25 protein-coding genes are annotated in these 26,928 nt (G+C 69.0%); 10 read left to right on the top strand and 15 right to left on the bottom strand.

The annotated features are described in order from the left end of the window. Positions 1–232 precede the first annotated feature (232 nt). Both ACSGC5_RS08395 and ACSGC5_RS08390 read right to left on the bottom strand, forming a co-directional pair. Complete coding sequence (locus tag ACSGC5_RS08395) at positions 233–3,814, bottom strand: UvrD-helicase domain-containing protein (RefSeq protein ID WP_434970192.1); 3,582 nt, start codon at positions 3,812–3,814, stop codon at positions 233–235. Then, positions 3,811–7,038 (bottom strand): ATP-dependent helicase, encoded by a 3,228-nt coding sequence (locus tag ACSGC5_RS08390; RefSeq protein ID WP_434970191.1) that lies wholly within the window; start codon positions 7,036–7,038, stop codon positions 3,811–3,813. Before ACSGC5_RS08390 ends, ACSGC5_RS08395 begins: the two co-directional genes overlap by 4 nt. Positions 7,039–7,136: 98 nt before the next feature. On the opposite strand from ACSGC5_RS08390, the gene ACSGC5_RS08385 reads away from it, so the two are divergent. Further along, entirely contained in the window at positions 7,137–7,361 is a 225-nt protein-coding gene (locus ACSGC5_RS08385; protein WP_434970190.1) for a DUF3107 domain-containing protein, read from the top strand. A gap of 15 nt (positions 7,362–7,376) precedes the next feature. Here the strand turns inward: ACSGC5_RS08385 and ACSGC5_RS08380 are convergent, their stop codons facing one another. Next, the gene (locus ACSGC5_RS08380) at positions 7,377–8,096 is read right to left on the bottom strand and encodes a ferritin-like fold-containing protein (protein ID WP_434970189.1); all 720 of its coding nucleotides are present in this window, start codon (positions 8,094–8,096) and stop codon (positions 7,377–7,379) included. A 182-nt stretch (positions 8,097–8,278) separates the two neighbouring features. Here ACSGC5_RS08380 and ACSGC5_RS08375 point away from each other — a divergent pair, with 182 nt between their 5' ends. Beyond that, a complete protein-coding gene (locus ACSGC5_RS08375; protein WP_434970188.1) occupies positions 8,279–9,706 on the top strand; it encodes a DEAD/DEAH box helicase in 1,428 nt (475 codons plus the stop codon). A gap of 114 nt (positions 9,707–9,820) precedes the next feature. Beyond that, positions 9,821–10,255 (top strand): SHOCT domain-containing protein, encoded by a 435-nt coding sequence (locus tag ACSGC5_RS08370; RefSeq protein WP_434970187.1) that lies wholly within the window; start codon positions 9,821–9,823, stop codon positions 10,253–10,255. 168 nt (positions 10,256–10,423) lie between these two features. Here ACSGC5_RS08370 and ACSGC5_RS08365 read toward each other — a convergent pair whose 3' ends face one another. Next, a complete protein-coding gene (locus ACSGC5_RS08365; RefSeq protein WP_434970186.1) occupies positions 10,424–11,287 on the bottom strand; it encodes a PHP domain-containing protein in 864 nt (287 codons plus the stop codon). 83 nt (positions 11,288–11,370) lie between these two features. Here ACSGC5_RS08365 and ACSGC5_RS08360 point away from each other — a divergent pair, with 83 nt between their 5' ends. Together ACSGC5_RS08360 and ACSGC5_RS08355 are read left to right on the top strand one after the other, a co-directional pair. Then, positions 11,371–12,393, top strand: a complete 1,023-nt coding sequence (locus ACSGC5_RS08360; protein ID WP_434970185.1) for an endonuclease/exonuclease/phosphatase family protein — start codon at positions 11,371–11,373, stop codon at positions 12,391–12,393. A 33-nt stretch (positions 12,394–12,426) separates the two neighbouring features. Next, the gene (locus ACSGC5_RS08355; RefSeq protein WP_434970184.1) at positions 12,427–13,854 is read left to right on the top strand and encodes an aminopeptidase P family protein; all 1,428 of its coding nucleotides are present in this window, start codon (positions 12,427–12,429) and stop codon (positions 13,852–13,854) included. Between the two features lie 24 nt (positions 13,855–13,878). Here ACSGC5_RS08355 and ACSGC5_RS08350 read toward each other — a convergent pair whose 3' ends face one another. After that, entirely contained in the window at positions 13,879–14,553 is a 675-nt protein-coding gene (locus ACSGC5_RS08350; protein WP_434970183.1) for a general stress protein, read from the bottom strand. A gap of 91 nt (positions 14,554–14,644) precedes the next feature. On the opposite strand from ACSGC5_RS08350, the gene ACSGC5_RS08345 reads away from it, so the two are divergent. The 3 genes from ACSGC5_RS08345 to ACSGC5_RS08335 are packed head-to-tail and all read left to right on the top strand — an operon-like array spanning position 14,645 to position 17,668. Next, on the top strand, positions 14,645–15,925 hold the full coding sequence (locus ACSGC5_RS08345) for a magnesium transporter MgtE N-terminal domain-containing protein (RefSeq protein WP_434970182.1): 1,281 nt from the start codon (positions 14,645–14,647) through the stop codon (positions 15,923–15,925). Beyond that, positions 15,925–16,494, top strand: coding sequence for a DUF1003 domain-containing protein (locus ACSGC5_RS08340; RefSeq protein WP_434970181.1), 570 nt, complete (start codon positions 15,925–15,927; stop codon positions 16,492–16,494). The genes ACSGC5_RS08345 and ACSGC5_RS08340 overlap by 1 nt, the downstream gene beginning before the upstream one ends. Positions 16,495–16,510: 16 nt before the next feature. Then, positions 16,511–17,668 carry a P-loop NTPase gene (locus ACSGC5_RS08335; protein ID WP_434970180.1) on the top strand — a complete coding sequence of 386 codons (1,158 nt, stop codon included), beginning with the start codon at positions 16,511–16,513 and terminating at the stop codon, positions 17,666–17,668. Positions 17,669–17,681: 13 nt separating this feature from the next. Here the strand turns inward: ACSGC5_RS08335 and ACSGC5_RS08330 are convergent, their stop codons facing one another. Next, positions 17,682–18,086: a Sec-independent protein translocase TatB gene (locus ACSGC5_RS08330; protein ID WP_434970179.1), complete on the bottom strand. Its 405-nt coding sequence runs from the start codon at positions 18,084–18,086 to the stop codon at positions 17,682–17,684. Positions 18,087–18,165: 79 nt separating this feature from the next. Between ACSGC5_RS08330 and ACSGC5_RS08325 the strand changes: the two genes are divergently transcribed. After that, a complete protein-coding gene (locus tag ACSGC5_RS08325) occupies positions 18,166–18,798 on the top strand; it encodes an O-methyltransferase (RefSeq protein WP_434970178.1) in 633 nt (210 codons plus the stop codon). Positions 18,799–18,888: 90 nt separating this feature from the next. Here ACSGC5_RS08325 and ACSGC5_RS08320 read toward each other — a convergent pair whose 3' ends face one another. From ACSGC5_RS08320 to dapE, 3 genes are read right to left on the bottom strand one after another with little or no spacing between them, the layout of a single operon-like run. Then, positions 18,889–19,062, bottom strand: coding sequence for a DUF3117 domain-containing protein (locus ACSGC5_RS08320; protein WP_076490128.1), 174 nt, complete (start codon positions 19,060–19,062; stop codon positions 18,889–18,891). A 35-nt stretch (positions 19,063–19,097) separates the two neighbouring features. After that, complete coding sequence (locus ACSGC5_RS08315) at positions 19,098–20,300, bottom strand: hypothetical protein (protein ID WP_434970310.1); 1,203 nt, start codon at positions 20,298–20,300, stop codon at positions 19,098–19,100. Between the two features lie 23 nt (positions 20,301–20,323). Then, a complete protein-coding gene (gene dapE / locus ACSGC5_RS08310; protein ID WP_434970177.1) occupies positions 20,324–21,388 on the bottom strand; it encodes a succinyl-diaminopimelate desuccinylase in 1,065 nt (354 codons plus the stop codon). Between the two features lie 79 nt (positions 21,389–21,467). Here dapE and dapD point away from each other — a divergent pair, with 79 nt between their 5' ends. Further along, entirely contained in the window at positions 21,468–22,427 is a 960-nt protein-coding gene (gene dapD / locus ACSGC5_RS08305) for a 2,3,4,5-tetrahydropyridine-2,6-dicarboxylate N-succinyltransferase (RefSeq protein ID WP_434970176.1), read from the top strand. An 11-nt stretch (positions 22,428–22,438) separates the two neighbouring features. On the opposite strand, the gene ACSGC5_RS08300 is transcribed toward dapD, so the two are convergent. The 6 genes from ACSGC5_RS08300 to ACSGC5_RS08275 all read right to left on the bottom strand — a co-directional run bounded on the left by ACSGC5_RS08300 (position 22,439) and on the right by ACSGC5_RS08275 (position 26,902). Continuing rightward, entirely contained in the window at positions 22,439–23,734 is a 1,296-nt protein-coding gene (locus ACSGC5_RS08300) for a citrate synthase (RefSeq protein ID WP_434970175.1), read from the bottom strand. A gap of 207 nt (positions 23,735–23,941) precedes the next feature. Further along, positions 23,942–25,048, bottom strand: coding sequence for a succinyldiaminopimelate transaminase (gene dapC, locus ACSGC5_RS08295; RefSeq protein ID WP_434970174.1), 1,107 nt, complete (start codon positions 25,046–25,048; stop codon positions 23,942–23,944). 15 nt (positions 25,049–25,063) lie between these two features. Next, a complete protein-coding gene (fdxA, locus tag ACSGC5_RS08290) occupies positions 25,064–25,384 on the bottom strand; it encodes a ferredoxin (protein ID WP_434970173.1) in 321 nt (106 codons plus the stop codon). A gap of 10 nt (positions 25,385–25,394) precedes the next feature. Beyond that, positions 25,395–25,778, bottom strand: a complete 384-nt coding sequence (locus tag ACSGC5_RS08285) for a histidinol dehydrogenase (RefSeq protein WP_434970172.1) — start codon at positions 25,776–25,778, stop codon at positions 25,395–25,397. 33 nt (positions 25,779–25,811) lie between these two features. Next, positions 25,812–26,126 carry an AzlD domain-containing protein gene (locus ACSGC5_RS08280; protein WP_434970171.1) on the bottom strand — a complete coding sequence of 105 codons (315 nt, stop codon included), beginning with the start codon at positions 26,124–26,126 and terminating at the stop codon, positions 25,812–25,814. Next, the gene (locus ACSGC5_RS08275; protein ID WP_434970170.1) at positions 26,123–26,902 is read right to left on the bottom strand and encodes an AzlC family ABC transporter permease; all 780 of its coding nucleotides are present in this window, start codon (positions 26,900–26,902) and stop codon (positions 26,123–26,125) included. The genes ACSGC5_RS08280 and ACSGC5_RS08275 overlap by 4 nt, the downstream gene beginning before the upstream one ends. Positions 26,903–26,928: the final 26 nt, after the last annotated feature.

Below are 26,928 nucleotides of genomic sequence, written 5' to 3'. Positions count from 1 at the left end.
TTCTCGCGGACGCGGAGTCGCTGCTGTCTTCGCTTGCCGACACCGTCGGCAGCGACGACCTGGTCCTGCGCACCACCTCTGGCATGGACGACGCAATGGCCGTCCTGGACAGCGTCGCCGATACATCTTCCGGGCTCACCGATACGGCAACCCGTCCCGCGGACACCTCGATGCACACCGATGCGTACGACCCCGAGGAGTTGGCGATGTGGCTCCCCGCGGAGGACGAGCATCAGCTCGACGACACCTCTCCTGCCGACGGGTCACCGCCGGCAGGAGAGGTGTCGGAAGCTGACGAGCCCTCCGAGCCGGCCGCACCTGTCGACGCCGCTGCAGCGCGTGAAACCGCCGCTTCGGATGTCATCACGGCGCCGATCATCCTTCCCGGAAACGACTCGGCCGCGCTGTTCCCGCCGGATGAAGGAGCCGACGCCGATGAACCGGCGCGCGCAGCCCGCGCCGCGTTCCAGAGATGGGCCAGCTCGGCTTCCGAATAGACCCGATCGGAGCGGATCGTGAGGTCCTCCGCGACGTAGTACAGCACGACGTCGATCTGGTCGAGGGGAACGCCCGTGCGCTTGTGGTAAGCGAGGCGATAAAGGGCGAGTTGCAGCATCCGGTTGTTCCGGTCGGATGCTGACCGCGGGGACGCGCCCGTCTTCCAGTCGACGATTTCGATCCTGCCCCCGCGATCCTCGCGACGGTACACCGCGTCGAGCTTGCAGATGATCTGTTCCACGCCGTCGGCCCCGCGCAGCGAGATGTCGATCTCGGTCTCGACCTCGAGGGGCGCAAGCTCGGCCCACTCCGAACGCAGGAACGTCTCTTGCAACCGCCGCAGTGTCGGGTCCTCGCCGCCACCCGCGGGGTGATCGCGAGCCTCATGGGCGGTCACGTCCTCGTCGTCGTCGAGATCGGACTCCCACAGCACATCATCGAGGGACGGTCCCCGGCCGGTGCGCCCGGAACGGGACTCGACCCACGCGTGAAAGCGGGTCCCGAGCGTTGTCGCGCGGTACGGGCGCTCCGGCATAGGGCGAGCGAACTCCTGCATCGCGGTGTCTGTGTCGACGATGAAGTCCTTGAAACGCGAGGCGGCGACCCGTCGCGGCCCCTCACCGTCGACCAGACCCGCCGCGGCGCGCTCGTCGCGCTCAGCCAGCAGCCGCAGGATCTCGGGATCGACCCTGTCGTCATCGGCCGCAACCGGCGATGCTGTCGATCGCTCCAGCACGCGGCGCACCTGCGCTGCGGCGCGGCGCACCCGAGCCGAGCGCGACCCGAGCGGGTCGATGGGCCAGGTCACCGCCGCTCCCCGCCGTCCCTCGTACGGGTTGGCGCTGTCATCGAACGATTCCACGTCGGGCCATCCCAGAGCCCCACCGATCTCGTTCAGGAACACGCTCGGCGCGCGCTGCTCGCGTTGCCCTCCCCACCGGGATCCGGTGAGCAGCAGATCGTGACGCGCCCGAGTGACCGCGACATAGGCGAGCCGGCGCTCTTCGGCGGCGAGGTGCTCCTTGACGGATGCCTTGAACTGGGTGATCGCGTTCCGCAAGGCTTTGCGGTCGGTGGCAGACTCCCACTCCAGCACCGGAAGCGCGGCACGGTCACCGCGGAAGCGGTAGGGAAGCGTGCCGTACCCCATCCACCCTTGCGTCGAACGCGGCCGGGCAGGCAACTCGTCCTGGACCATACGGACGACCGCGACCGCGTCCCACTCCAGACCCTTCGCGCCGTGGATCGTCAGCAGCTGCACAACCCCGGGTTCCGGCGGCTCCGTGCGCGGCATGAGCTCGTCGGTCTCCTCCGCATGATCGAGCCACGCGAGCAGGCTCGACAGAGATCCACGCTCATCAATGGCCAGAAAGCTCTGGATCTCGTCGAGGAACGATCGCAACTGGGCTGTCGCGAGCCCGGCAGGACCACGGGTCTCGTGCGCAGACAACTCGATGTCGAGCAGGAGTTCGCGCTCGATCGCACGAATCACCTCCGGTATCGGACCACCGAGCACTCCACGCAACCGGTGGAACATGGCGGACGCGGCCCGCAGCCGCTCGGCTCCCTCGGCGCTCAGCTCGGCGAGCAGGGGATTGTCCGGACGCAGCGAACGGAGCCTGTCGAGGGCGTCGATGATCGACGGCTGCTCATCGGGACCGACCGAATCGCGCATCCGATCGAGCACGTCGGGGGCCAGCGGGGTGAGATCAGCGCCGCGACGGGCGAGGGCATCAGCGAGACGGCGCAGACCTGCAAGATCGGAAAGACCGACCCCGAAACGCGGTCCCGCGAGGATGCGAATGAGCGCCGAGCCCTGCCTCGGGTCATCGAGCACCCGCAACACGGCGACGACATCGACCACTTCCGGCGTGGAGAGGAGTCCTCCGAGCCCCAGGATGCGATGAGGGATGCCGCGTGCGGCCAGCGCGTCGGCGAAGACGGTCATGTGGCGCTTGGTACGGAACAGGATCGCGCCGGAGTGCGCCGGCGCGGACCCACCCGCGGCGGAGGAACCTGTGGCGGCGGGCACGCTCGGCAGCGCGGCCTCGTGTTCAGCCCGGACGCGGGCGAAAAACTCCGCCACCTCCGCGGCCTCGTCATCGATCGTGGGAGCATACACGCGACCGACCCGGCCCGCGGGCGCGCCGGGACGTGGCTGGAGAGGCGGAACGCGGATGCCCGGGGTACCGCGGTCGGCGATCAGGGCGTTCGCAGCGTCGAGGATCGTCCTGTCGTTTCGCCAGCTCGTCATCAGAGCGACGTTCACGCACGCGGTCTGCCGGGCGAACGCGGCGGGGAAGGACGCGAGGTTGTCGGCGCTGGCGCCACGCCACCCGTAGATCGACTGATGCGGGTCGCCCACGGCCATCACCGCGCCGTCGGCGAACAACTCTGCGAGCAACTGCGTCTGTTGTACCGACGTGTCCTGGTATTCATCGAGCAGCACGACGCGGTACTGCCCGCGCACCTCATGAGCGACCGACGGAGCGCTTCTCACGATCTCGAGCGCTCCCGCCACCTGATCGGCGAAGTCGACCGCGCCCTGAGCGATCTTGGCCCGCGAATAGTCACGCACGAGCCCCGCGAGCACCGGGATCGCACTCATCGCCGTGTGGAACTTCTCGATATCGCTCGGCGTGGCGAGGGCGGGGTTGCAGGCAGGGTGGATGGCGCGAGCGACGCGATCGCCGTACGAGGCCAGCTCGTCGAGGTCGACGCCGTGGTCGAGCACGTCGCCGGCCAGCCGCTGAACGCTGTCGACGACCGTCCCGAATCGATCCTCACGTTCGGACAGCCGGGGGTCTCGCGAGGCGATGACGACGCGCCGGGCCAGCAGCCACGACGCGGACGGGCTGAGGAGCGCCGCATCCGGATCTCGCCCGATCCTGGCACTGTGTTCTCTCACGAGGGAATCGGCGAACGCGTTGTAGGTCGACACCCGCGGGCGCAGGAGGGCGTGGTCGGCCTCCGTCCCCTCGTGCCCGTCGATCCGCCCGTCGCGCACGAGGGCGTCGATCCGGGCGAGGCGCCGCTCGATCCGTTCGGACAGTTCGCCGGCCGCCTTGCGTGTGAACGTGAGCCCCAGGATCTCGTCGCGGCGAACGATGCCGTTGACGACGAGCCACACGACGCGCGCCGCCATGGTCTCCGTCTTGCCGCTTCCCGCACCGGCCACGACGAGGACGGGGCTCAGAGGCGCCTCGATCACCTGCTGCTGGGCGGGAGTGGGCGCAGGCAGCTCGAGGAGTTCGGCGATCCGAAGGGCCGACAGCGGCGTGCTCGCGCTGTCCGGAGCAGACGCAGGGGCGCTCACGGCGAACTCACCGGCTTGACGGTGTGGAGGCGGCACACCGCGAAATGGTCGTGATTGCAGTGCACGTCCGGGTAGGCGGAGAACGTGGTGGCGGCCATCGCGCCGGCGTCGGCGATGATGCGCTGCAGGAACCCGTCGCGGGCGGCGGCGTCCAACGGCGACTGCTGCGCCATCCGATAGTCGGTGTTCTTGAGCGTCTTCGAGAGCACCAACAGCCGAGCCCCGAGGAGATCTCCCGCCTCCGCGCCGGCGACCGCACCGGCTGCTACCGCGAGCTGATAGGACGCCAACTGCGCATCGTCGGTGACCTTGTCGTCCGACAGCCGCGCTTCGGACCGACCGGTCTTCAGGTCGACGACCGCGAATCGGGTGCGCCCGTCCGGATCCTCCGCGGCTGGATCCCACCGCTCCACGCGGTCGATCGACCCGCTGATGACAGCGACGGCGCCGTCCGGGGTGGCCGCCGGCGAGGGAGCCGCGACCACCCGAGGACCGTCGCCGGTGGGCATGATCGCGATGCGGAATCGGGCCTCCGCGCCCGCCACGCGCCCGCCCTGCGAGGCGAACTCCCGAAGATAGCTCGCGAGCCGACCCGTCAGCGTCTTCGCCCACTGACGTTCCTGCCGCGAGAGCCACTCCGCTTCGAAGTCGAGTTCAGCCCACCGTTGCTCGACGATCGCGTCCAGAAGCTCGAATGTCCCGTCGGGAGCCGCCTCCATCGCGGCGTGCAGGATCGTGCCCAGTCCCGCCGAAAATGTTCGGGAATCGCCGCCGAGTTCCCGGATCGCCCAGTCCAGACCGCAGTCCTCGAAGGCCTCGACCCGTGAGGGGGAGATCGATACCGGCGCACGCGTCAGATCATGGATTCCGCCGCTGCCCGTACGCTCGGCAACTCCGTACCAAGACTCCGGGTCCGCGCCGGGCACACCTGCGCGAGCCAGGGCCGCGAGCTGCGTCGCGGCATGGTCGGCAACGTCCGGATCGGACGTCTCCGTGAGCCGGCGCCGGTGGAAGGCGACGGCGCCGCGGAGGGTGAGGGGATGCCGGTCCACCCGGCGCGGCGGCGGTTCGGGAAGGTAGGAGAACAGAGGGCTGGGCGACTGGTCCTCGTCATCCACCGCCGTCACGAGGACGCGTGACCGGGCTCGCGTGACGGCTCGCTCGAAGAGACGGAGCTCCTCGTGCAGGACACTGCGACGCCGGTCGAGCACATCGCGCGGCGCAGGTTCGCCGCCGTGACGCCAGGCCTCGACATCATCCGCCAGCCGCCAGCCGCCCAGGAGGCTCCCCCGAAGGCGAGTGTTGGGCCATACGCCATCCTGCACACCGGCGATCACGATCGCGTCGAACTCGCGACCCAGGGATGCAGCGGGCGTCAGCACCTCGACAACGTCCCGGCGCTGCACGGCCGCGAGCGAGTCCTCCGGCACCTCGCTGCCGAGGATGTCGCTCAGGAATCGCTCCGGATCCTCGTCCTCGCGCTCCGCGGCGCGCTTGGCCGCGGCGAACAGAGCGACAAGGGCGTCCAGGGATCGGGTCGCCTCAGCGCCCTCCGCTCCGCCCAGCCGAGCCCGCTCCCGCCAGGGTCCGGCCAGGCCGGACCGATCCCACGCCCGCCACAGCAGGTCGTGCGCGGACTCCCCCCGCCGCGCTGCCTCATGAATCTGGGCGAGCGTCTGCGCCAGTCGCAGCGCCACCCGCGCCTGCGGGGTGTCGATGAGCATCAGCGTCGCCGGTTCCGCCATCGCCTCGGCCAGCAGCGTCGCGGCAGCACGTCGACTCTCCCCCGCGAACTCCTGCGCGCGCAGGGCCGCCCGGAGGCGCCGCAGCCCGATCGCATCGAGGCCACCGAAGGGCGAGGTCAGCGCCGCGGCCAGTTCGTCCGGCGAGCGCTCCGCCGGCGAGGCGATCCCCACACGCACGAGGTGGAGTAGCCCCCGGACAGCGGGCTCCTCCCCGAGGGGTCTGGCGGCGCTCGCGGCGCGAGTCGGAACCTCACGCGCCGCGAGTTCGGCGCTCAACCGGGCGATCTGGCGGGTGTCGTGGGCGATCACGGCCAGAGAGCGCCACGGCAGGCGGTCGGTGATGTGCCAGGAGCGCAGTGCGCGCGCGATCGCATCCAGTTCTTCGTGTGGTGAGGATGCCCAGAGCGTCGCGACCTCACCCGCCGTGTGCGGCGCGTCATCGACCAGCGGGAGCCCCGCATCCGGAGGGAGCCGGTGCCCGACGATTCCGGCCGTGCCGATGGACTCGGCGACGACACGGGCGACGCGCACGAGCGCCGGGCGGGCGCGATGTGGATGCGGCAACACAAACCGTTCGGAGAACAGCGACGACAGCCGCGCGAACGTCTCGGGGCCCGCCCCGCGGAACGCGCCGGAACCCACATCCGGATCACCGAAAGCGACCACGGCGATCCCGCGCATCCGTGCCGCCTCGATGAGGGCGACGCCGCCCCAGCTGAGCTCCTGTGCATCGTCGATCATGAGAACCCGCGGCGCCGCCGCGGTCGGCACGTCGTGAAGACAGTCCGTCGCTTCCCGCAGCAACTCGGCGGGGTCGCGATGCGCGGGGCGCAGCCGCGAAAGCACATACCGGTATTCGCCCCAGAAGGATCCCGCAGCGGACCACACGGGGTTGTCGCGTTCAGCCCCGAGCCGTTCGAGGTCGGCCGGCGCGAGCCCGAGCTCCACCGCGAGCGCGAACAACGCGCGCAGCTCCGACCGGAACCCACGCGAACGGCGCACGGCTGGTCCGAGAGATTCCGGCCACCGTGACCGCCCCTCTTCGTCGTCCGCCTCATCGCCCTCGAGCAGATCGGCGATCACGGCATCCTGGTCGGGAGCGGTCAGAAGCTGGGGCGGCGCCTCGCCTGACGCAACAGCATGGGCCCGCACGATCTGGAACGCGAACGACGCAACCGACCGGGCGAGCGGACCCGGGGTGGCGATATCGAGATCGGCGGCGACGCGATCCCGCACTGCCGTCGCGCTCTGTCGCGTGGGCGTGAGGATGAGCACATCGTCCGGTCGGACGTCCTCCTCGCGCAGCAGCCGCGCGGTTCTCGCCAGGATCGCGGACGTCTTGCCGGTGCCGGCGGCACCGATCACGAGCCCACTGGTTCCTGCCGGCAACTGCACGACGCGTGCCTGGGAGGGATCCAACAGCATCGCCTCCGGAGCCACCGACCTCGCCTGCTCGGAGGGGATGGGGCGCGGATCCATAACGTCGACGCTACCCAGCCCCGGGGACATCGCGGTGTCGTAGAGTTGCCATGCGCCCGCGGCATCGGCCGAACGGACGGCATCAGAAAGGCAGGAACGTGGAGATTCGCATCGGCATCACGAATTCGGGTCGCGAGCTGAACTTCGAGACGAACGAGTCCGCAGCCGACGTGCGCCAATCCGTCGCGGAAGCGCTGGACTCCGGCGCGACGCACGTCACGTTCACGGACGTGCGAGGAAACGCCTACATCGTGCCGACGGCCGGCCTGGCATACGTCGAGGTGGGCACGGAAGAGGCTCGGCGGGTCGGCTTCGTCGCCTGACCCCACAAGCTCTGCCTACGCGGCAAGCCCCAGGTCATCCATGCGGCGCGAGTGCGCTGCCATGAGCTGAGTGAACACCGGCTCGACCTTCTGCTCGTCCTGCGCCTGGAGCTGTTTCGGACGCAGCGCCGCCCGGGCGACAAGCAGCGTGTCGCCCACGAGGCGACGGCCCCACATCGCGAGCAGCGACCGCCATTCGTCGTCGCTGTCGATCGTTTCGGTGAGGATCTCGACGACGGCCTGACGGTCGGCATCCGCGCCGAGGATGCGCGCGACGCGACGGCCGGTCTCGCCGTAGCTCGCCGCGAGTGCGAGATAGAAGTCGTCGAGCATGCCGGCGATGATGTGCACCGAGAGCATCGTCTCCTGCGGCCGCACACCGTGGGTTGCGCGACGGAAGTGGTCGAGCGGCTCGCGGAAGGGAAGCATGAGCGCGGTCGGGTCATCGCCGCGATCACGGATGACGTCCACGAGCGCTTCGTGTTTGGTCAGCGCGGCTCCCGCGGCGCGCGAGAGCGCCTCCTTCTTCTCCAGGGACGGCGTCAGGGCGATGAGCTCGCTCAGCGTCTCGAAGAAGCCCAACTGGAGGTAGGCGGCCTGACCCAGGAACACCTCGATGTCGGGAGCGAGTTCCTCGAAATCGACGCGGTGGGCGTCGCCGAAGTCCCCCCGGGACCGCAACGACAGCGTCGCGGCGAGCGGACGGCTCTTGCGCCAGAACTTCCAGTCGACCACGCACACAGCCTAGGGCCAGCCGGGTACGACCCGCCGAGCAGACCCGCTCCGAGGGGGCGCACAGGGCTCCCCGGTAGACTGATGGCGTCTCCGGCGTAGGACCGGAGCCCCGCGCCTGCGGCTGAGTGAAGGGCGTGGATCCGACATCAGCGGCAGCAGGGGCTGCCAGACAGGCACTTATCGTGACGACTTTCGCCGAGCTCGGCGTGGATCAGGACATCGTCGACGCTCTCGCTGAGCGCGGGATTGTGGACGCTTTCCCCATCCAGGAACAGACGATTCCACTGGGGCTTCCCGGCCAGGACATCATCGGTCAAGCCAAGACCGGAACCGGCAAGACCTTCGGCTTCGGCATCCCCGTCGTGCAGCGGCTCGGCCTGGATCCGGAACCGGGCGTGAAGGCGCTCATCGTGGTACCCACCCGTGAGCTGGCGGTGCAGGTCTATGAAGACATGGACATGCTCACGAGCAACCGCACGACCTCGGTCGTTGCCATCTACGGCGGCAAGGCCTATGAGGGTCAGATCGATCAGCTCAAGGCCGGTGCGCAGATCGTGGTGGGAACACCCGGACGACTCATCGACCTCGCCGGCCAGCGCCTGCTGGATCTCTCACACGCAACCGAGGTCGTGCTGGACGAAGCCGACAAGATGCTCGACCTCGGGTTCCTGCCCGACATCGAGAAGATCTTCCAGCGCGTGCCCGCCGTCCGACACACGCAGCTGTTCTCGGCGACGATGCCCGGCCAGATCGTCACCCTCGCCCGCAGGTTCATGAGCAACCCGATCCACATCCGGGCAACCGACCCGGATGAGGGTCTCACGCAGGCCAACATCCGTCACCTCGTGTACCGCGCGCACTCCCTTGACAAGGACGAGGTCATCGCCCGCATCCTGCAGGCCGAGGGCCGCGGCAAGTCGGTCATCTTCACGCGCACCAAGCGCGCGGCACAGAAGCTGGTCGACGAGCTGCAGGATCGCGGGTTCTCGGCTGTCGCGGTGCACGGCGACATGAGCCAGGAGGCGCGCGAGCGTTCCATGGCCGCGTTCAAGGCCGGCAAGAAGGATGTCCTCATCGCTACAGACGTCGCGGCTCGTGGCATCGACGTCGACGATGTGACCCACGTGATCAACCACACCATTCCGGATGACGAGAAGACGTACCTGCACCGAGCAGGACGTACCGGACGTGCGGGGCGCACGGGCATCGCGGTCACGTTCGTCGACTGGGATGACCTGCACAAGTGGGCCCTCATCAACCGCGCACTGGAGTTCGGTCAGCCGGAGCCGATCGAGACCTACTCGTCGAGCCCGCACCTGTACAGCGATCTCAACATCCCCGAAGGAACGAAGGGCCGTATCGTGACGGCGCCCCGCACCGAGGCCGTCACGACGACCGAGGGTGGATCCTCACCGAGTGGACGCTCGGGGTCGCGTCGGCGCCGCTCGCGCAGCGGCAGCGCGACCGGATCTCACGGGTCCTCGGGCACCCCGTCGCGCGGGGCTGATGGCGCCGGCACACACGATGGCGGTGGCACGGAACACCGCGATGGAACCACGACGCCGCGGCGCCGTCGCCGGCGTCGTGGCCCCCGTCCCGACGCAGCGTGAGATCACGCACTGACGTCGTCGTGACACCCCGTCACGACGCTCTCGAAATCTGACCACCGACAGCGCTAGGGTGATGCCTGCGGCATGTGGCCGCGCAAACCCCGAAAGGCTGTCATGCGATTCTTCGAAGCTGTGACGACGGGATACGAGTACCAGGGGTTCTGGGGCTCGTTCTGGGACCTCATCTGGTGGTTCCTGTGGATCTTCGTCTTCGTCGCCTACCTGTTCGTTCTCTTTGCGATCATCGGTGACCTCTTCCGCGACCACAAGCTCAACGGCTGGTGGAAGGCGGTGTGGATCATCTTCCTGCTGTTCCTCCCGTTCATCACGGCCCTCGTCTACCTCATCGCCCGCGGTCGCGGCATGAGCGAGCGCTCCGCGAAGGAGGCCGAGCAGATCAAGCAGGCCCAGGATGCCTACATCCAGTCCGTCGCCGGCGGCGCAAAGCACAGCCCCGCCGAGGAGATCGCCCGGGCCAAGGCGCTCCTGGACGCCGGCACCATCTCGCAGGCCGAGTACGACCAGCTCAAGGCCAAGGCCCTCAGCTGACCGACCTCGCTCAGAAACGAAGCGCCTCCATCTCCCCTGAGACGGAGGCGCTTCGTTGTGGCTGGCGCGGGACCTGTGAAACCCGCAGAATCGCACCAACTTCGGAGGATTCTGGCGCAGGGGTGCGCAGTTCGCGCGATTCTGCGACGTCGGTGGGGCGCGCGGCGTCTACGGATAGACGGGGGCGCTTCCGGTTGCCGCGGCCAGGATGCGCTCGACCATCTCCGGGGCCGTCGTGTATTCGCCGGGCAGGTTGGGCTTTCCCAGACCGTGATAGTCACTCGAGCCCGTGACGATGAGGTCGCGCTCGGCGACCAGTGACTCCAGCTGCCGGATGCCGGCCGCGGTGTTGTCGCGGTGACCGAGTTCGAACCCGGCGAGGCCGGCATCCAGCATCCGGGTCACGAGCGGCGGCGGGAAGGGGCCCGCCCGTCCCGCGGGATGCGCGAGGACCGGCACGCCACCGGCGGAGACGATCAGACGCACCGCCGTGACCGGGTCGGGAGCGAACAGCGCGACGTAGTACGGGCTTCGTGGGCTCAGGATGCTGCGGAAAGCCTCGTCGCGATCGTGCACGTGTCCGCGCGCGACCAGCGCGTCCGCGATGTGCGGACGCCCGACGGTGGCCCCGTCCGAGGTCTGCGCGAGGATGTCCTCCCACTCCAGGTCGAAGTCCCGCGCGATCCGGTCCGCGATCAGTCGCGCCCGCTCGAGCCGGGAACTGCGCACCCGCTCGGTCATCGAGCGAAGCTGCTCGTCGTCGGGATCACACAGATAGGCCAGCACGTGGACGCTCCGCCAGTCATCGCGCGCCGACATCTCCATCCCGGGCACGAACACCATGCCGAGGGACGTGGCGGCCTCGGCCGCCTCGGCCCAGCCCGCTGTCGTATCGTGATCGGTGAGGGCCGCGATGCGCACTCCGTGGCGGTGAGCTGCACGCATGACGTCGGCGGGAGCATCCGTACCGTCGGACTGGGTGGAGTGCAGGTGCAGGTCGGCGGGTCCCTCGAAGAGCCGCGCGTCGTCCATCATCCGAGCGTAGCGCCGGTCTCCCGGCTCCCTGCGGCGCGGCTCGTACTGTTCTCTCAGACCGCTGTCATAGGCTCGCGCTCGTGCGTCGGGCTCTGGGGATCCTCGTTGCGGTGCTCTGGATCGCCGCTGTCGCGGTGCTCACCGCGCCCGACTTCTTCCGTGTCGAACGCGTCGCGCCGATCGCCCAGATCATCGCCTTCCGCAGTGTCATCGTCCTCGCGCTCGGCATCGCCGCGCTCCTCGCGCTCCTCGCAGCGCTTGCCCGCTCGATCCGGCCGCTTGCCGTCACCATCCTTGTCGTCGCGCTGATCGGCGCCGTCGCGAACGGGGCAGTCGTCCTGGATCGCGGGATCGGCACCGAGAGCCTCCCCGCCAAGACGGATCACGCCATCCGGGTCATGACATGGAACACGGCGGGACCGGCAACCTCGGCCGATGAGATCGCCCGACTCGCGGTCGCGATGGATGCCGACATCGTCGCCCTGCCCGAGACCACGATCGAGACCGGCGAGCAGGTCGCGATCCGGATGCGCGAGCTCGGGCATCCGATGTGGGCGCACCACGCCAAGGATCCCTCGACGCCGTGGGACGCGGGATCGACCACGCTGCTGATCACCCCCGACCTGGGCGACTACGCCGTGATCGAGTCATCCCAGGACGGCACCAGCACGACCTCGACGGTGCCGAGCGCCGTCGCGATGCCGGTCTCGGGCGTCGGCCCGATTGTGGTTGCGGCGCACGCCGTCGCGCCGCGCAACGGGTACATGGACCAGTGGCGCGCGGATCTGCGCTGGCTCGGCGACCAGTGTGCCGCCGACAACGTGATCATGGCGGGCGACTTCAATGCGACGATCGATCACTTCAGCGGCCTCGGTGTCGACGGCGGACAGCTCGGCCGTTGCATCGACGCGGCGGCCGACAGCGGTACGGGCTCGGTCGGGACCTGGAGTACCTCCTGGCCTCCGCTGCTGGGCACTCCGATCGACCACGTCATGACGACCGATGCCTGGACGGTGACAGGATCGCTCGTTCTCTCGTCCGTCGACGGCAGCGGGAGCGATCACCGGCCTCTCGTGGTGCAGCTGGAGCCCGCGACACGCTGAACGCACACGATCGTCGCGTGCGAGACTTGACGGATGAGCGCGACCGGCGACAGTGAGACGACCACGACCGCCCCGGCGAGTGCCGACGGGACGACCAATCGCAGGCAGCCCTTCCCCCAGGGCTTCCTGGATACGATCTCGGCGGGGTGGGCGGAGCGCCCCGAGACGCTCCCCGAACCGCGCCCCCGCGCAGCGTTCGCCGCACGTCGACGCGCGGCTCTCTCGAAGATGTTCCCCGGCGAGCGCCTCGTCTTCCCCGCGGGGGACCTGAAGCAGCGATCCAATGACACCGATTACCGGTTCCGTCCGCACTCCGCGTTCTCACACCTGACGGGGTGGGGGTCGGATGCCGAGCCCGGCGCCGTCCTCGTGATGAACCCGCTTCCGCAGACCGGCCACGACGCCGTCCTGTACTTCCGGGAGCGAGCAGACCGGACCACCGCGGAGTTCTACGCTGACGCATCCATCGGCGAGTTCTGGATCGGACCGCGACCGGCCCTGGCGGCAGTCGCCGCGGATCTGGGCATCCGCACCGAGCACATCGCCGCGTTCCAGCCCACTGACGGTGAGCGGGTCGTCGATGCGGACGCCGACCTGACCCGCGCTGTGTCGGAGTTGCGACTCATCAAGGATGACGACGAGATCGCACAGCTGCGCGAAGCCGTCGCCGTCACTGCCGCCGGATTCGACGACATCGTCGCCGACCTCCCGCGGATCAGCGCGCACCCGCGCGGCGAGCGCATCGTCGAGGGAGTCTTCCACCTTCGAGCACGCACCGACGGCAACGGCGAAGGATACGACACGATCGCCGCGTCCGGCCCCCATGCCTGCTATCTGCACTGGACCCGCAACGACGGCGCGGTGCTTCCCGGCGACCTCATCCTGATCGATGCCGGCGTCGAGCTCGACAGCCTCTACACCGCCGACATCACCCGCACGCTTCCGGTGAGCGGCCGCTTCACCGACGTGCAGCGTCGGGTCTACGAGGCGGTGCTCGAGGCGGCCGACGCGGCGTTCGCGGCGGCGCGCCCCGGCGTCACCTTCCGCTCCGTCCACGAAGCGGCGATGGCGGTCATTGCCGCCCGGACCGCGGAATGGGGACTTCTTCCGGTGACGGCCGAGGAGGCGCTCGCGGCCGATACCGGCGGACAGCACCGCCGCTACATGGTTCACGGCACCAGCCACCACCTGGGCATCGACGTGCACGACTGCGCGCAGGCTCGACGTGAGATGTACTACGACGGCATCCTGCAGCCCGGCATGGTGTTCACGATCGAGCCGGGGCTGTACTTCCAGATCGATGACCTCACGGTGCCCGAAGAGCTTCGCGGGATCGGCGTGCGCATCGAGGATGACGTTCTGATGACACAGGATGGCCCCGTGAACCTGTCCGCAGCGATCCCCCGCACCGCCGATGAGGTGGAGGCGTGGATCGCGCGGCTCGCTCCGACCACGGAATGAGGGAACGCCGCGGGTGACCGGGGTTCAGGCCTCCCGGTCCTCCTTCGCGGCGGGCGTGTCGCCGCCGTCCAGCGCAGACGCGGCCGGGGCGTCCGGCTCCGTGTCCGCGGGTGACTCGGGTTCGGTCACGTCCTCGATCCGCTGGCCGTAGCGCGGCGGCTCCTGCGAAGCGGGACGGCGCTCGACCTGCGGCGCGACGACCTGCGTACGCGGCGCGGCCGGCGCGGCGGCCTGCGGCCCCAGGATCTGGCGTGCCTTGCCCGCGCTGCCCGCTGCCACCGCGATGTCGTAGTGATCGGCGACGAACTGCATGACAGAGGCGAAATCACGGCGGCGACGGACGATGGCAAAGGTCAGCAGGCTCGCGATCATGCCGATCGCGATGCCGACGAACAGCACGCCGACGAAGGCCTGGACCGGCACGTTCGGCATCCCGAGCACGAAGACAGCGGAGAACAGCATTCCCAGGAGAAGCCCGTTGATGGCGCCCGAGCGGGCGGCAGTCGCGTAGCCCAGTCGGCCGGTGACCCGCTCCATCGAGCGCAACCCCTGACCCACGATCGTGATCTCCCGCGCCGGGATGTCCTCGGCGATGAGCTTGGACACCGCCTTCTGCGCCGCCTCATACTGTGAGAACGTCGCGACGGTCTGACCGACGTCCTCGAGGTTGCGGGCGAACTGTCCCCCCATCATGCTCATTCGTCCATCTTCCCATGCCTGCTCCGGGCATCCGGTGAGTCAGCCCTCGCTGCCGCCGGGCGCGACGACGGGTGCGGGCTACGCTGGACGGGTGAACACGCAGCGGGTCTTCGTCGCGCGCCTGTCGGGCTGCGCCGTCTTCGACCCTGCCGGAGACCGCCTGGGGCGAGTCCGGGACGTCGTCGTGGTCTATCGCGCGGATGACCCGCCTCGCGTGGTGGGGCTCGTCGTCGAGATTCCGGGCCGCCGCAACGTGTTCGTCTCGATCGGACGGGTCACCTCGATCGCTCCGGGCCAGGTCATCACGACGGGCTTGATCAACGTTCGGCGTTTCCAGCAGCGCGGCGGCGAAGTACGGGTCCTCGCGGAGCTGCTGGGCCGTCGCGTCTACTTCCGAGACGGATCCGGCGAGGCCGTGATCGAGGATGCCGCGATCGAGCGGAACCGGCTCGGCGCGTGGGATATCGGTCAGCTGTTTCTTCGGCGACCGCGCACGAGCGCGTCCCCGTTCACGAAGGGGCCGACGACCCTCGCCGGCTGGGAGGATGTCACGGAACAGCTCGACTCGACACAGGAGCCGTCGGCCGAGCAGCTGGTCGCGACCCTGAGCGAGCTCAAGCCCGCCGACCTGGCCAACACGTTGCTGGATCTGCCGGACGCGCGCCTGCTGGAAGTCGCCGAGGAGCTTCCCGATGATCGCCTCGCCGACGCGCTCGAGGAGATGCCCGAGGACGATCAGGCGCACATCCTCGAACAGCTCGGCGACGAACGGGCCGCCGACATCCTCGATGCGATGGAGCCGGATGACGCCGCCGACCTGCTCGGTCAGCTGCCGGCTCTCCGCTCCGAGCAGCTCCTGGACCTCATGGAGCCCGAGGAGGCGGAAGATGTCCGCGAGCTCCTCAAGTACGGCCCCGACACGGCCGGTGGCCTCATGACGAGCGAGCCGATCGTGCTGTCGGCGGAGGCGACGGTCGCGGAGGCGCTCGCGCTCATCCGTCGCCACGAACTGCATCCGGCTCTGGCGGCATCCGTCTTCATCACCCTGCCGCCGTACGAGACCCCGACGGGGCGGTTCCTCGGGACGGTGCACTTCCAGCGGATGCTGCGCTACCCGCCGCACGAGAGACTGGGTTCGCTCATCGACGACACGATCGAGCCGCTCCAGGCGACCGCGACGGCGGCCGAGGTCGCGCGCATCCTCGCGTCGTACAACCTCGTATCGGTGCCCGTCGTCGATCAGGTCCACCGCCTGGTCGGGGTCGTGAGCGTCGACGATGTCCTGGACTACCTGCTCCCCGAGGATTGGCGTTCGCATTCGACCGAGCAGCGACCCACCGCCTTTCCGTGGACGGGACCGGTGAAGCTGTGATGGCGCGCGCCCCTCGGGGGCTGGATGCCCCCCGCGGCCGGTCGAGCATGCCGATGCGCGGTCGTCCGCCGCAGCCGTCCCGGGATCGCTTCGGTCGCGCCACCGAGTGGATCGCCCGCAACATGGGCACGCCATGGTTCCTGGTGGCCCTCACGCTGTTCTGTGTCGCGTGGATCGCATGGAACACGGCGGCGCCCGAGAACCTGCGGTTCGACTCGGCGGCCAACGGCTTCACCGCGCTGACGCTGATGCTCTCGCTTCAGGCCTCGTACGCGGCACCGCTGATCCTGCTCGCACAGAACCGTCAGGACGACCGGGACCGCGTGCAGATCGAGCAGGACCGTCAGCGCGCCGAGCGAAACCTCGCCGACACCGAGTACTTGGCTCGCGAGATCGTGGCGCTGCGCATCGCGCTGACGGAGATCTCGTCCGAGGTCGTCACGCGCGACACCTTGCGATCGGAGTTGAAGTCGCTCCTGAAGAAGCTGGACGAGCGCGCGCCATCGTATACCGGCGACAGCACTGCTCCCCCGAGCGAGGCAACGCACACGAAGGACACCCCAGCGTGACCGGCGGAGGCCCACGGTGACATCCGGAGACGACGTCGCGCGCGCGGTAGGCGCCGTGATCGACCCCGAGTTGCGACGCCCCCTCGGCGAGCTCGGGATGGTCCGGAGTGCGAGCATCGACGGCGAGGCGGCACGGGTGGAGATCGCTCTGACCGTCGCCGGGTGTCCCGCTGCCGCACGGATCGAGTCGGATGTGCGCACGGCAGCGCTGTCGGTTGCCGGCGTCGCTTCGGCGGAGATCGTCGTCGGGGTGATGGATGCGCAGGAGCGCAGCCGCCTGACGGAGATGCTGCGCGCCGGCCGTCCGGCGCGGTCGATGCCGTTCGGCCCGGATTCGCTGACCCGGGTGATTGCCGTCACCAGCGGCAAGGGCGGCGTCGGCAAGTCCACGCTCACGGCGCTCCTGGCGACGACGCTGGCGGCCCGCGGGCTTCGCGTCGGGCTCATCGACGCCGATGTCCACGGTTTCTCGATTCCCGGCATCCTGGGACTGGTCGGTCCAGACGGTGCTCCCCCGCAGCCCGTCCGGATCGACGATCTGATGGTCCCCCCCGTCGCCCACGGTGTGAAGGTCATCTCGATCGGCATGTTCCTGCGCCGGGGCCCGGACGATGCGCCCCTCGGTGCGGTCGCGTGGCGCGGACCCATGCTGCACCGGACCGTGCAGCAGTTCCTCACCGATGTTCACTTCGGGGACCTCGACATCCTGCTGCTGGACATGCCTCCGGGAACGGGCGATGTCGCGATCTCGGTCGGGCAGCTCCTGCCGCATGCCGAGGTGATCGTCGTCACCACACCGCAGCGCGCCGCCGCGGATGTCGCGATCCGCTCCGGTCTTGTCGCGCGGCAGACCGGTCAACGAGTGCTCGGGGTCGTCGAGAACATGGCCCCGCTGACCCTGCCCGACGGCACGGTGCTGGACCTGTTCGGATCAGGCGGCGGCGGCCTCGTGGCTGAAGCCCTGCGGACTGATGCCGAGGCCGTGCCGTTGCTGGGCTCGATTCCGCTGAGCCCGGGGCTTCGGGCATCCGGTGATGCCGGGGACGTGCACCTCGCGACGGATGCCACCGATCCTGCCGCGGCAGCCATCGCGCGGGTGGCGGATGCCGTCATCTCGTCCGGCCGCGGCCTGTCCGGGCGTCCGCTTCCGATGAGCGTGCACCGGAGCGACTGACGTCCCCGGCGGCTCAGGTGGCTTCGGCGTCGAACGGCGGGAGCTCACCGGCCGCAAGAGGAGACGACGATCGCGTCGCCGTCGCATTCACCGTTGCTGCGGCACCGGCGGCAGCCGCCGGGGCCATCGCGGCCGACTGCGGTTTGACCGGCGGTGTCGGCGGGTCGTCGAGCAGCGCCTCACGGATGATGCGGCGCGGGTCGTACTGCCGGGGATCGAGCGTACGCCAGTCGACGTCGTCGAAATCCTCGCCCATCTCCTCCTTCACCCGGGATCCCGCCGAGCGCGCGAAGTCGCGGACGCGGCGGGTGAACTGCGCGAGGGCAGCAGCGTAGCGCGGAAGGCGCTGAGGGCCGATGATCATGCCCGCGATCAGACCGATCAGCAACAGCTTCTCGATCGTGATCCCGTTGAACATGGGTCAAGATTACCCCTCGCGCCTCAGCGGAATTCTGCTCACGCGCACGTAGGCTTGCCCCTCAGAGAAGGAGCAGTGCATGAGCGATCACGCGGTCAATCGATTCGTCGAAGAGGTGACGATCGAACCTGACTCGATCGCCCGCGCCCGCGAAGCCGCGCTCGAGCTCGGTGCCGAGCCGATCAGCGCCGCCGTCGGTGTGCAGTGCGCGACGATCGCCGCCGTCGGCCGCGCTCTCAACATCGTCGAGATCGGCACCGGCGGCGGAGTCTCCGGGCTGTGGCTGCTTCGCGGAGCGCCCCAGGCGACCCTGACGACAATCGATGTCGAGCCCGAGCACCTCGCCGCGGCACGTCTCGCTTTCGCCCAGGCCAAGGTCCCGCCCGCACGCGCACGGTTCATCACGGGTCGAGCGGCCGAGGTCCTCCCCCGCATGAACGAGGCGTCGTATGACATCGTGCTGGTCGACGCCGAGCCGGAGGGCGTCATCGAGTACGTCGAGCACGGACTGCGACTGGTCCGCCCGGGAGGGACAGTGCTGATCCCTCGCGTGCTGGCAGGTGGCGCGGTCGCCGACCCGGTCAAACGTGATCAGGTCACGACCGCCTACCGCTCGCTGATCCAGGAGGTGGCGCAATCACCGGCAGTCCTCGGCGCGCTCAATACCGCGCGCGAAGGTCTCCTGCAGCTGACAACTCGCGGCGCTGCCTGACCAGCGCTGCCTGACCAGGCTCAACGACCAGAACGCGGAAGCGGCCGGTGAGGAACCGGCCGCTTCCGCGTTCTGAGACAATGGCCCCCGCTACGCGGCTCCGACGACTCCACCCAGCACGTCGTACAGTTCCTTCGCCTCGGCGTCGTTCACCGAGACGACAAGGCGTCCGCCGCCCTCGAGCGGTACACGCACGATGATGAGGCGTCCTTCCTTCACGGCCTCCATCGGTCCGTCTCCGGTTCGCGGCTTCATGGCTGCCATGGCGGCTCCCTTTCGTCGTGGTCTGCCTATCAAGCTTAGGGGATCTGCCAGAAACGGTTGCCGAGGGCATACATGTTGTAGATCCACCACCATTGCCCCGCCAAGCATGCGAGCAGAACGCCGACGCGCCAGAGGAGCGAGCGCGGCACGGCGAACGCACCCCAGAGCGGTGAGAGCGGAACGAGAAGTCGGAAGATGCTCGACTGCGGAAAGAAGACAGCCAGCAGGTACACGACATAGCTGACCGACCAGAGGCGGATCTCGGGCCCGAGTGCTCGGACAGGCGGCGCCCACAGCAGTGCTGCGGCGACCCCGACGACAAGAACGACGAGCAGGATGATGCCACCGACCGCACCCCAGCCCCAGGTCTGGCCCCAGAACGCAGCGCCACGCACGAATGCGTCGAACGGAATGAAGTGCCCCTCGTCGTCGAGAAGCCAGTTGCGGCGCCATGCCAGCTCTGTCGCCAGATAGGCACCGGGGTCGCCCGTGACGACCGCGGCGATCAGCTGCCACGAGAACCCGACCACGGTTGCCAGCGCACCCAGTGCGACGATGTGCACGACCTCGACAACCCGCAGCGGCTCACGCGCCCTCGAGAAGAACCGGAAGATTCCGAACAGGCCGAGAAACAGCGCGAACGCGAGCACACCAGGGCGGGTGTACCCCATGAGGATCACCAGCGGGTAGACCCATCCGTAGCGTCGGGCGGACACCGCCCAGAGCGCCAAGAACAGCCACAGTAGGAAGAGCGCCTCGGCGTATCCCACCTGGAACAGGGCAGCCAGCGGCCCTGTCGCGAAGAAGGCGGCAGCCCATACCGCCGCGTTCCCGCCGATCCGGCCACGGAGCATGCGGTAGAGCACGTAGGTCGCCCCGTAGCCCGCCGCGAGCGAGATCAGCACGGCGGCGACTCCCCACCAGCCGCCGACGAGCGGAGCCAGCGCCGCAGCGAGGTATGCGTAGATCGGCATGAATGCCCATTGGTTCTCGGCAACAGCACCCGTGTCGGTCAGCGGAAGCTCCGTCGGATACCCGTTGACCGCCAGATACCAGTACCACTGCGCATCCCATCCCACGGCGAGGTCCTGCACGCTCGCTCCTGCGCCGAAGCGGGTGCCCTCGGCCGACAGCGTGGCCGCCAGGACGAGGAAGCCGAGAGTGACGGCGCGGGCGGCGAGGTACACCAGGGCGATCGTTAACGCCGGCGGGAGGGAATGCCGCGTCCGCGGCGGCATCCCCTCGCGTGTCTGTTCGCGTGTCAGCTCAGCCACGCGCGCAGCCCGCGCTCGACGTCCCGGATCTGCGCGACCGCGACCCGCTCTTCGTCGTGGTGCGCAAGCTGCGGATCGCCGGGTCCGTAGTTGACAGCCGGGATGCCCAGCGCCGAGAAGCGTGCAACATCCGTCCAGCCGTACTTGGGGTACGCCTGGCCGCCGACTGCGGCGACGAACTCCTGAGCCAGCGGGTCGTCCAACCCCGGACGCGCACCCTCTGCCATGTCGATCACCTCGACCTCGAAGCCGTCGAAGACCTCCCGAACGTGCGCCTCGGCGTCAGCGCCGCTGCGGGACGGGGCGAAGCGATAGTTGACCTCCACCTCGCACAGGTCCGGGATGACGTTGCCCGCCACACCACCCGCGATGCGTACGGCGTTCAGTCCCTCGCGGTAGACGAGACCGTCGACGGGAACCTCTCGCGCCGTGTAGGCGGCGAGCCGTTCGAGGATCGGAGCGGCCTTGTGGATGGCGTTCTCACCGATCCACGAACGGGCACTGTGCGATCGCACACCATGGGTTCTGATGATTGCCCGCATGTGACCGTTGCACCCCCCTTCGACCTGCCCGTTGGAGGGCTCTCCGAGGATGGCGAAGTCGGCCGCGAGCAGGTCTGCGCGCGTCGCGGCGATGCGGGTGAGGGCGTTCAGGGCCGCCGCCACCTCCTCGTGGTCGTACCAGATCCACGTGATGTCCGCTTTCGGTGCGACAAGGTCCGCGGCAAGTTTCACCTGCACAGCGACGCCGGCCTTCATATCGACGGTGCCGCGTCCCCAGATGAACTCCTCACCGTCGATCTCGATAGTGCGCGTGGGCACGTTCCGGTTGATCGGCACGGTGTCGATGTGGCCGGCGATCGCGACGCGACGCGGCCGGCCTAGTTGCGTGCGCGCAATAACCGTGTCCCCGTCTCGGATGACCTCTAAGTGCGGCAGGGTCCGCACTGCCTGCTCGATCAGATCTGCGAGCCGTCCTTCCTCCCCGGACACACTGGGGATGTCACAGATCGCGCGGGTCAGATCGACAGAGTCCGAGGTCAGGTCCAGCACTCCTCGAGTCTAGCCAGCGGGCGTGCTCCGCCGCCCGGGCGGCGCACGCGTGACGCGTGGGACTCGATAGCCTGGAACGATGACGGCACAGCGGATGGTCAGCGGAATCGGTGCGGCGACGGTTGCGGCCGACGGCACAGTTCTCGACACCTGGTACCCGGCGCCCCAGCTCGGCCCGCTGCGTGCGGACGCGGCAGCCCACGACGCGGCGCGAACCCTCGTCGCACAGGCGACCGGCGCCGATGATGTGCGCGCCGTGCGCATCGAGGCGGTCGAGGTCGAGATCGACCTCGACACGGCCCCGCGAGACACACCGGATGCCTACCTTCGCCTTCACGCGCTGTCGCACCGGCTCGTCGCACCCAACGACCTGAACCTCGACGGCATCTTCGGCGCGCTTCCCAACGTCGCCTGGACCAACGCCGGTCCCGTCGACCCGCGCGAGCTCCCCGCGCTGCGGGCTCGGCTTCGCCGCGCGGGCATCCAGGTGCAAGGTCTGGATAAGTTCCCGCGCCTCACCGACTACGTCACACCTCCGGGAGTGCGGATCGCCGACGCGTCGCGGGTCCGTCTGGGCGCATACCTCTCCCCCGGCACGACGGTCATGCACGAGGGATTCGTCAACTTCAACGCCGGCACTCTCGGCCAGAGCATGGTCGAGGGGCGGATCTCGCAGGGCGTCGTCGTCGGTGACGGAAGCGACATCGGCGGGGGCGCATCCATCATGGGCACGCTCTCCGGCGGTGGCGCACACCGGGTCTCGATCGGTCAGCGGACGCTGCTGGGCGCGAACGCCGGGATCGGGATCTCCCTCGGCGATGACTGCGTCGTCGAGGCGGGTCTGTACGTGACGGCCGGATCGAAGATCGTCCTCGCCGACGAGCCCGCGCGCGCCGACGGCAGCCGCCCGACGGTGAAGGGCGCCGACCTCTCCGGGCGGGGCGGCATCCTCTTTCGTCGCAACTCCGTGACCGGAGCGGTCGAAGCGGTCCGGCGGGCGGGCGTCGGCGTCACGCTCAATGACGCCTTGCACGCCTGACGGCGGCTGCGCTACACGCCCGGGTAGTTGCGCTCGGGTGAGCCGATGTAGAGCTGCTGAGGGCGCCCGATCTTGGTCTGCGGGTCGGTGATCGCCTCACGCCACTGCGCGATCCAGCCCGGCAGGCGCCCGATCGCGAACAGCACCGTGAACATGCGCGTCGGAAAGCCCATCGCCTTGTACATGACGCCCGTGTAGAAGTCCACGTTCGGGTAGAGACGACGTTCCTTGAAGTAATCGTCGTTGAGGGCGATCTCTTCGAGCTGCTTGGCCAGGTCCAGCAGCGGGTCGTGTACGCCGAGTTCGGAGAGGACTTCGTCCGCGGACTCCTTGACGAGCTTCGCACGCGGGTCGTAGTTCTTGTACACCCGGTGGCCGAAGCCCATGAGCTTGACGCCGTCCTCCTTGTTCTTGACCCGCTCGACGAAGCGCTGCACGCTCTCGCCGGACTCGCGGATCTGGGCGAGCATCGAGAGCACCGCTTCGTTGGCACCGCCGTGCAGCGGTCCGTAGAGCGCGTTGATGCCCGCCGAGATCGAGGAGAACTGGTTGGCGCCGGTTGAACCGACCAGGCGGACGGTGGAGGTCGAAGCGTTCTGCTCGTGGTCCTCGTGCAGGATGAGCAGACGCTCGAGGGCTCGGGAGATGACGGGGTTGACCTCGTAGATCTCGGAGAGGACGCCGAAGTTGAGCTTCAGGAAGTTGTCGACGAAGCTCAGGGAGTTGTCCGGGTACAAGAAAGCCTGACCGATGCTCTTCTTGTGCGCGTAGGCCGCGATCACGGGGAGCTTCGCCAGCAGGCGGATCGTGTTGACTTCGACGTGCTCGGGGTTGTGCGGGTCGGACTCGTCCTCGTAGTAGGTCGAGAGGGCCGCCGTCGCCGCCGACAGCACCGACATCGGGTGGGCGGTGGGCGGCAGGGAGCCGAAGAAACGCTTGAGGTCCTCGTGCAGCAGGGTGTGCCGACGGATGCGGGTGTCGAACGCCGCAAGTTCGTCGGCGGTGGGCAGTTCACCATAGATCAGCAGCCACGCAACCTCCAGGTACGTGCTGTGAGTCGCGAGCTGCTCGATCGGATAGCCACGGTAACGCAGGATGCCGGCGTCGCCGTCGATGTAGGTGATCGCCGACTTGGTCGACGCCGTGTTGACGAACCCGTAGTCCAGGGCCGTGAACCCCGTTTGCCGCGTGAATGTCGCGACATCGATGCTCGGGACGCCGTCGGTGCCCTGAAGCACGGGGAACTCGGCGGTCCGCTCGCCGACGGTCAGGATGGCCTTCTGCTGCGGGGTCTGCGCGTCGTCCACGGCGCCTCCTTGCGTTGTCTGGGGCTGTCGTCGGCACGCGAGTCGGGTTCGCCGCCTCGCGGAGCCGTCCGCGCACGAGTACGTGCCCGGGCTGCCCCTACAGCCTAGTAGTCCGCTCGGCCTACTGTGCGCACCGCCAAAGCAGGGGCCGTTTCGATGGAGATAAGCTCGCGATCTCGTCCTGACGGCACGTCACGGCATCCGGTATCAGCCCGCACGGAGGCGGTCTGCTGCCGCGGCGATGCGCTCATCCGTCGCCGTCAACGAGAGCCGCACGTGGCGCGCGTGGTCAGCCCCGTAGAACACCCCGGGCCCGACGAGGATGCCGCGTTGCGCGAACCACTCGACCGACGCCCATGCGTCCTCATCGCGAGTGAGCCAGAGGTACAGGCCTGCCTCGCTGCGATCGACGCGGAAACCCGCCTGCGCCACGGCAGGGCGCAGCACCTCACGGCGACGCCGGTAGCGCTCGCGCTGCTCGGCGACGTGGGCGTCATCGCGCAGCGCCGCCGTCATCGCCGCCTGAACCGGGGCGGGCGGCATGAGCCCCAGGTGTTTGCGGGCTGTCAGCATCCGACCGACGAGCACGGGGTCGCCCGCGACGAAGGCAGCACGGTATCCCGCGAGGTTCGACTGCTTGCTCAGCGAATACACCGAGAGCACCCCGGCGGGGTCGCCATCGGTCACCCGGGGGTCGAGGGCCGAGGGGATCGCCTCACCGTCCCACGGCGCGTCCCATCCGAGCTCTGCGTAGCACTCGTCGCTGGCGAGCACGGCGCCGAGCTCGCGAGCACGCTCCCGCGCCGCGCGCAGCCCGGCGACATCGAGGACCGCGCCATCGGGGTTTCCCGGCGAGTTCACCCAGATCAGTCGCGTCGGCTCCGGCCACTGGGCGGGGTCGTCGGAGGCCAGCGGGGTCGCCCCCACGAGACGTGCGCCGACCTCGTAGGTCGGATACGCAGCGACCGGGTGCACGACGACATCGCCCGGCCCGAGCCCCAACAGCAGCGGCAGCAGGGCCACCAGCTCCTTGGAGCCGATCGTTGGGAGCACCTGGTCCACCGTGAGCCCCGGCACGCGACGCCGACGCTCGTACCAGTCCACGATCGCTTCGCGCAGCGGCACGGTTCCCACGGTCTGCGGATACGCATGCGCATCGGTCGCCGCCGCGAGCGCCCGCGCAACCACCTCGGGGGTCGGATCCACCGGCGATCCGATCGAGAGATCCACGATGCCATCGGGGTGGGACCGGGCCTGCGCCGCGTACGGCGCCATTGCGTCCCACGGGTAATCGGCCAGATCGGCGACGCCCATCCTCGAGATCCGCGGTCAGTGACTCTGCGGGGGCAACTCAGCGATGACCGGGTGATCCTTGGGGATCACCCCGACCTTCGCGGCGCCTCCCGGCGAGCCCAGGTCGTCGAAGAACTCGACGTTTGCCTTGTAATAGTCCTGCCATTCCTCGGGCAGATCGTCTTCGTAGTAGATCGCCTCGACGGGGCAGACAGGCTCGCAGGCGCCGCAGTCCACGCACTCATCGGGGTGGATGTACAGGCTGCGTTCCCCCTCATAGATGCAGTCGACGGGGCACTCGTCGATGCAGGCGCGATCCTTGACATCGACGCACGGAAGGGCGATCACATACGTCACGGCAACAAGTCTAGTCGGCCACTCCGACCGCCCGGCCGCGATCGATCCGCTCGGGCCACGCCACGACGAACGTCGTGACCAGGGGAAGCCACAGCGTCCACACGATGCCGAGAATCGATTGCGGCACGATCACCGATCCACCCGCTCCGGTTCCCGACAGCACGAGCGACACGATCATCGCGCCGAGCCCCGTGGCAAGGGCAGCCCATCTGTCTGCCGTGAGCGCGCGTACCGCGATGATGACGGCACCCGCCGCGACCATCGCGAGTATCAGCCCGACTGGGAAGCCGAACACGCGGTAGGCGTGACTGATCGTTCCCGCGGCGCCGTAGATGGCACCGACCACCAACGCAACTGCCCACGCGGCAAGTCGCAGGAACGAGAAGCGTGGCACCGCTTCACTGTACCGCGCCGTGCCCCCGTGGACTCAGACCGCCAAACCCCACCACCGCAGCGCTGCAGCGACCGCGGCCGCGGCGACCACGACCACGAGGAACGGGGCACGCAGCATCAGCAGGCCCGCCGCCACGAGGATTGCGGGCACGCGGGCATCGACCACGATCTGCTGCCCGACCCCGAGGGTTTGGACCGCGACAAGCGCCGCGAGGAGGGCAACGGTCAGCAGATCGGCGATCCTCGCCGGTCGCGGCGCCTCGAGCACGCGAGTAGGCACCAGATACCCGGTGGCCTTGAGAGCCAGGCAGATGACGGATGCCAGGGCGATCGCGCTCCACAGGGTCATGGCAGCCCCTCTCGCTCGGGGAGATCGTCGGGCTCGTCGAGACCCTCGGCGGTGCCGGGGCCTCGGGTCGCTCCGCTTCCCCAGTCCAGCCACCCGACGACGATGGCCACCACAGCGGCAAGGAGGACCGGGAGTCCGGGCATCAGGGCGGGGGTCAGCACCGTGGCGACGACAGCGGCGGCGACACCGACGACGATGGGTTGCCTCCCGCGCAACCGCGGCCACAGCAAAGCGAGGAAAGCTGCCGCCGCCGCGGCATCCAGCCCATACGCTCGCGGGTCACCGAGCACGTCGCCCAGCAACGCGCCCGCCAGGGTGGAGAGGTTCCACCCGATGTAGATGCCGAGGCCGGTGACCCAGAAGCCGACGGTTCGGGCTCGGGGCGAGCTCTGTGCCAGAGCGACGGCCGTGGACTCGTCGATCGTGAACTGGGGCGCCGCGATCCGGGTGAACCGTCCCGGTGGCAGCAGCGTCGACATCCGGATCCCGTAGGCGACGTTTCGCACGCCGAGCAGCGCCGCCGAGGCGATCGCAGCGGGGATGGCGGCCAGTCCTCCCGCGGAGATGACGCCGACGAAGGCGAACTGCGATCCGCCGGTGAACATGACGAGGCTCAGCACACAGGTCTGCCAGACATCCAGCCCCGCGGCGACGGCCAATGCGCCGAACGAGATCCCGTAGGCGCTCGTGGCGATCGCGACACCCACACCCTGGCGCCACGCACCACGGGCCGTGTCTGTCTCGTCGTGTGCCGACGGGTCATGAGGCGACCGCATGCTCGCCATCCTCCCAGTCCGCGCGC

Source organism: Microbacterium sp. bgisy207 (genome assembly GCF_965345035.1).
GTDB lineage: Bacteria > Actinomycetota > Actinomycetes > Actinomycetales > Microbacteriaceae > Microbacterium.
This window is presented reverse-complemented; position numbering and strand designations above follow the sequence as displayed.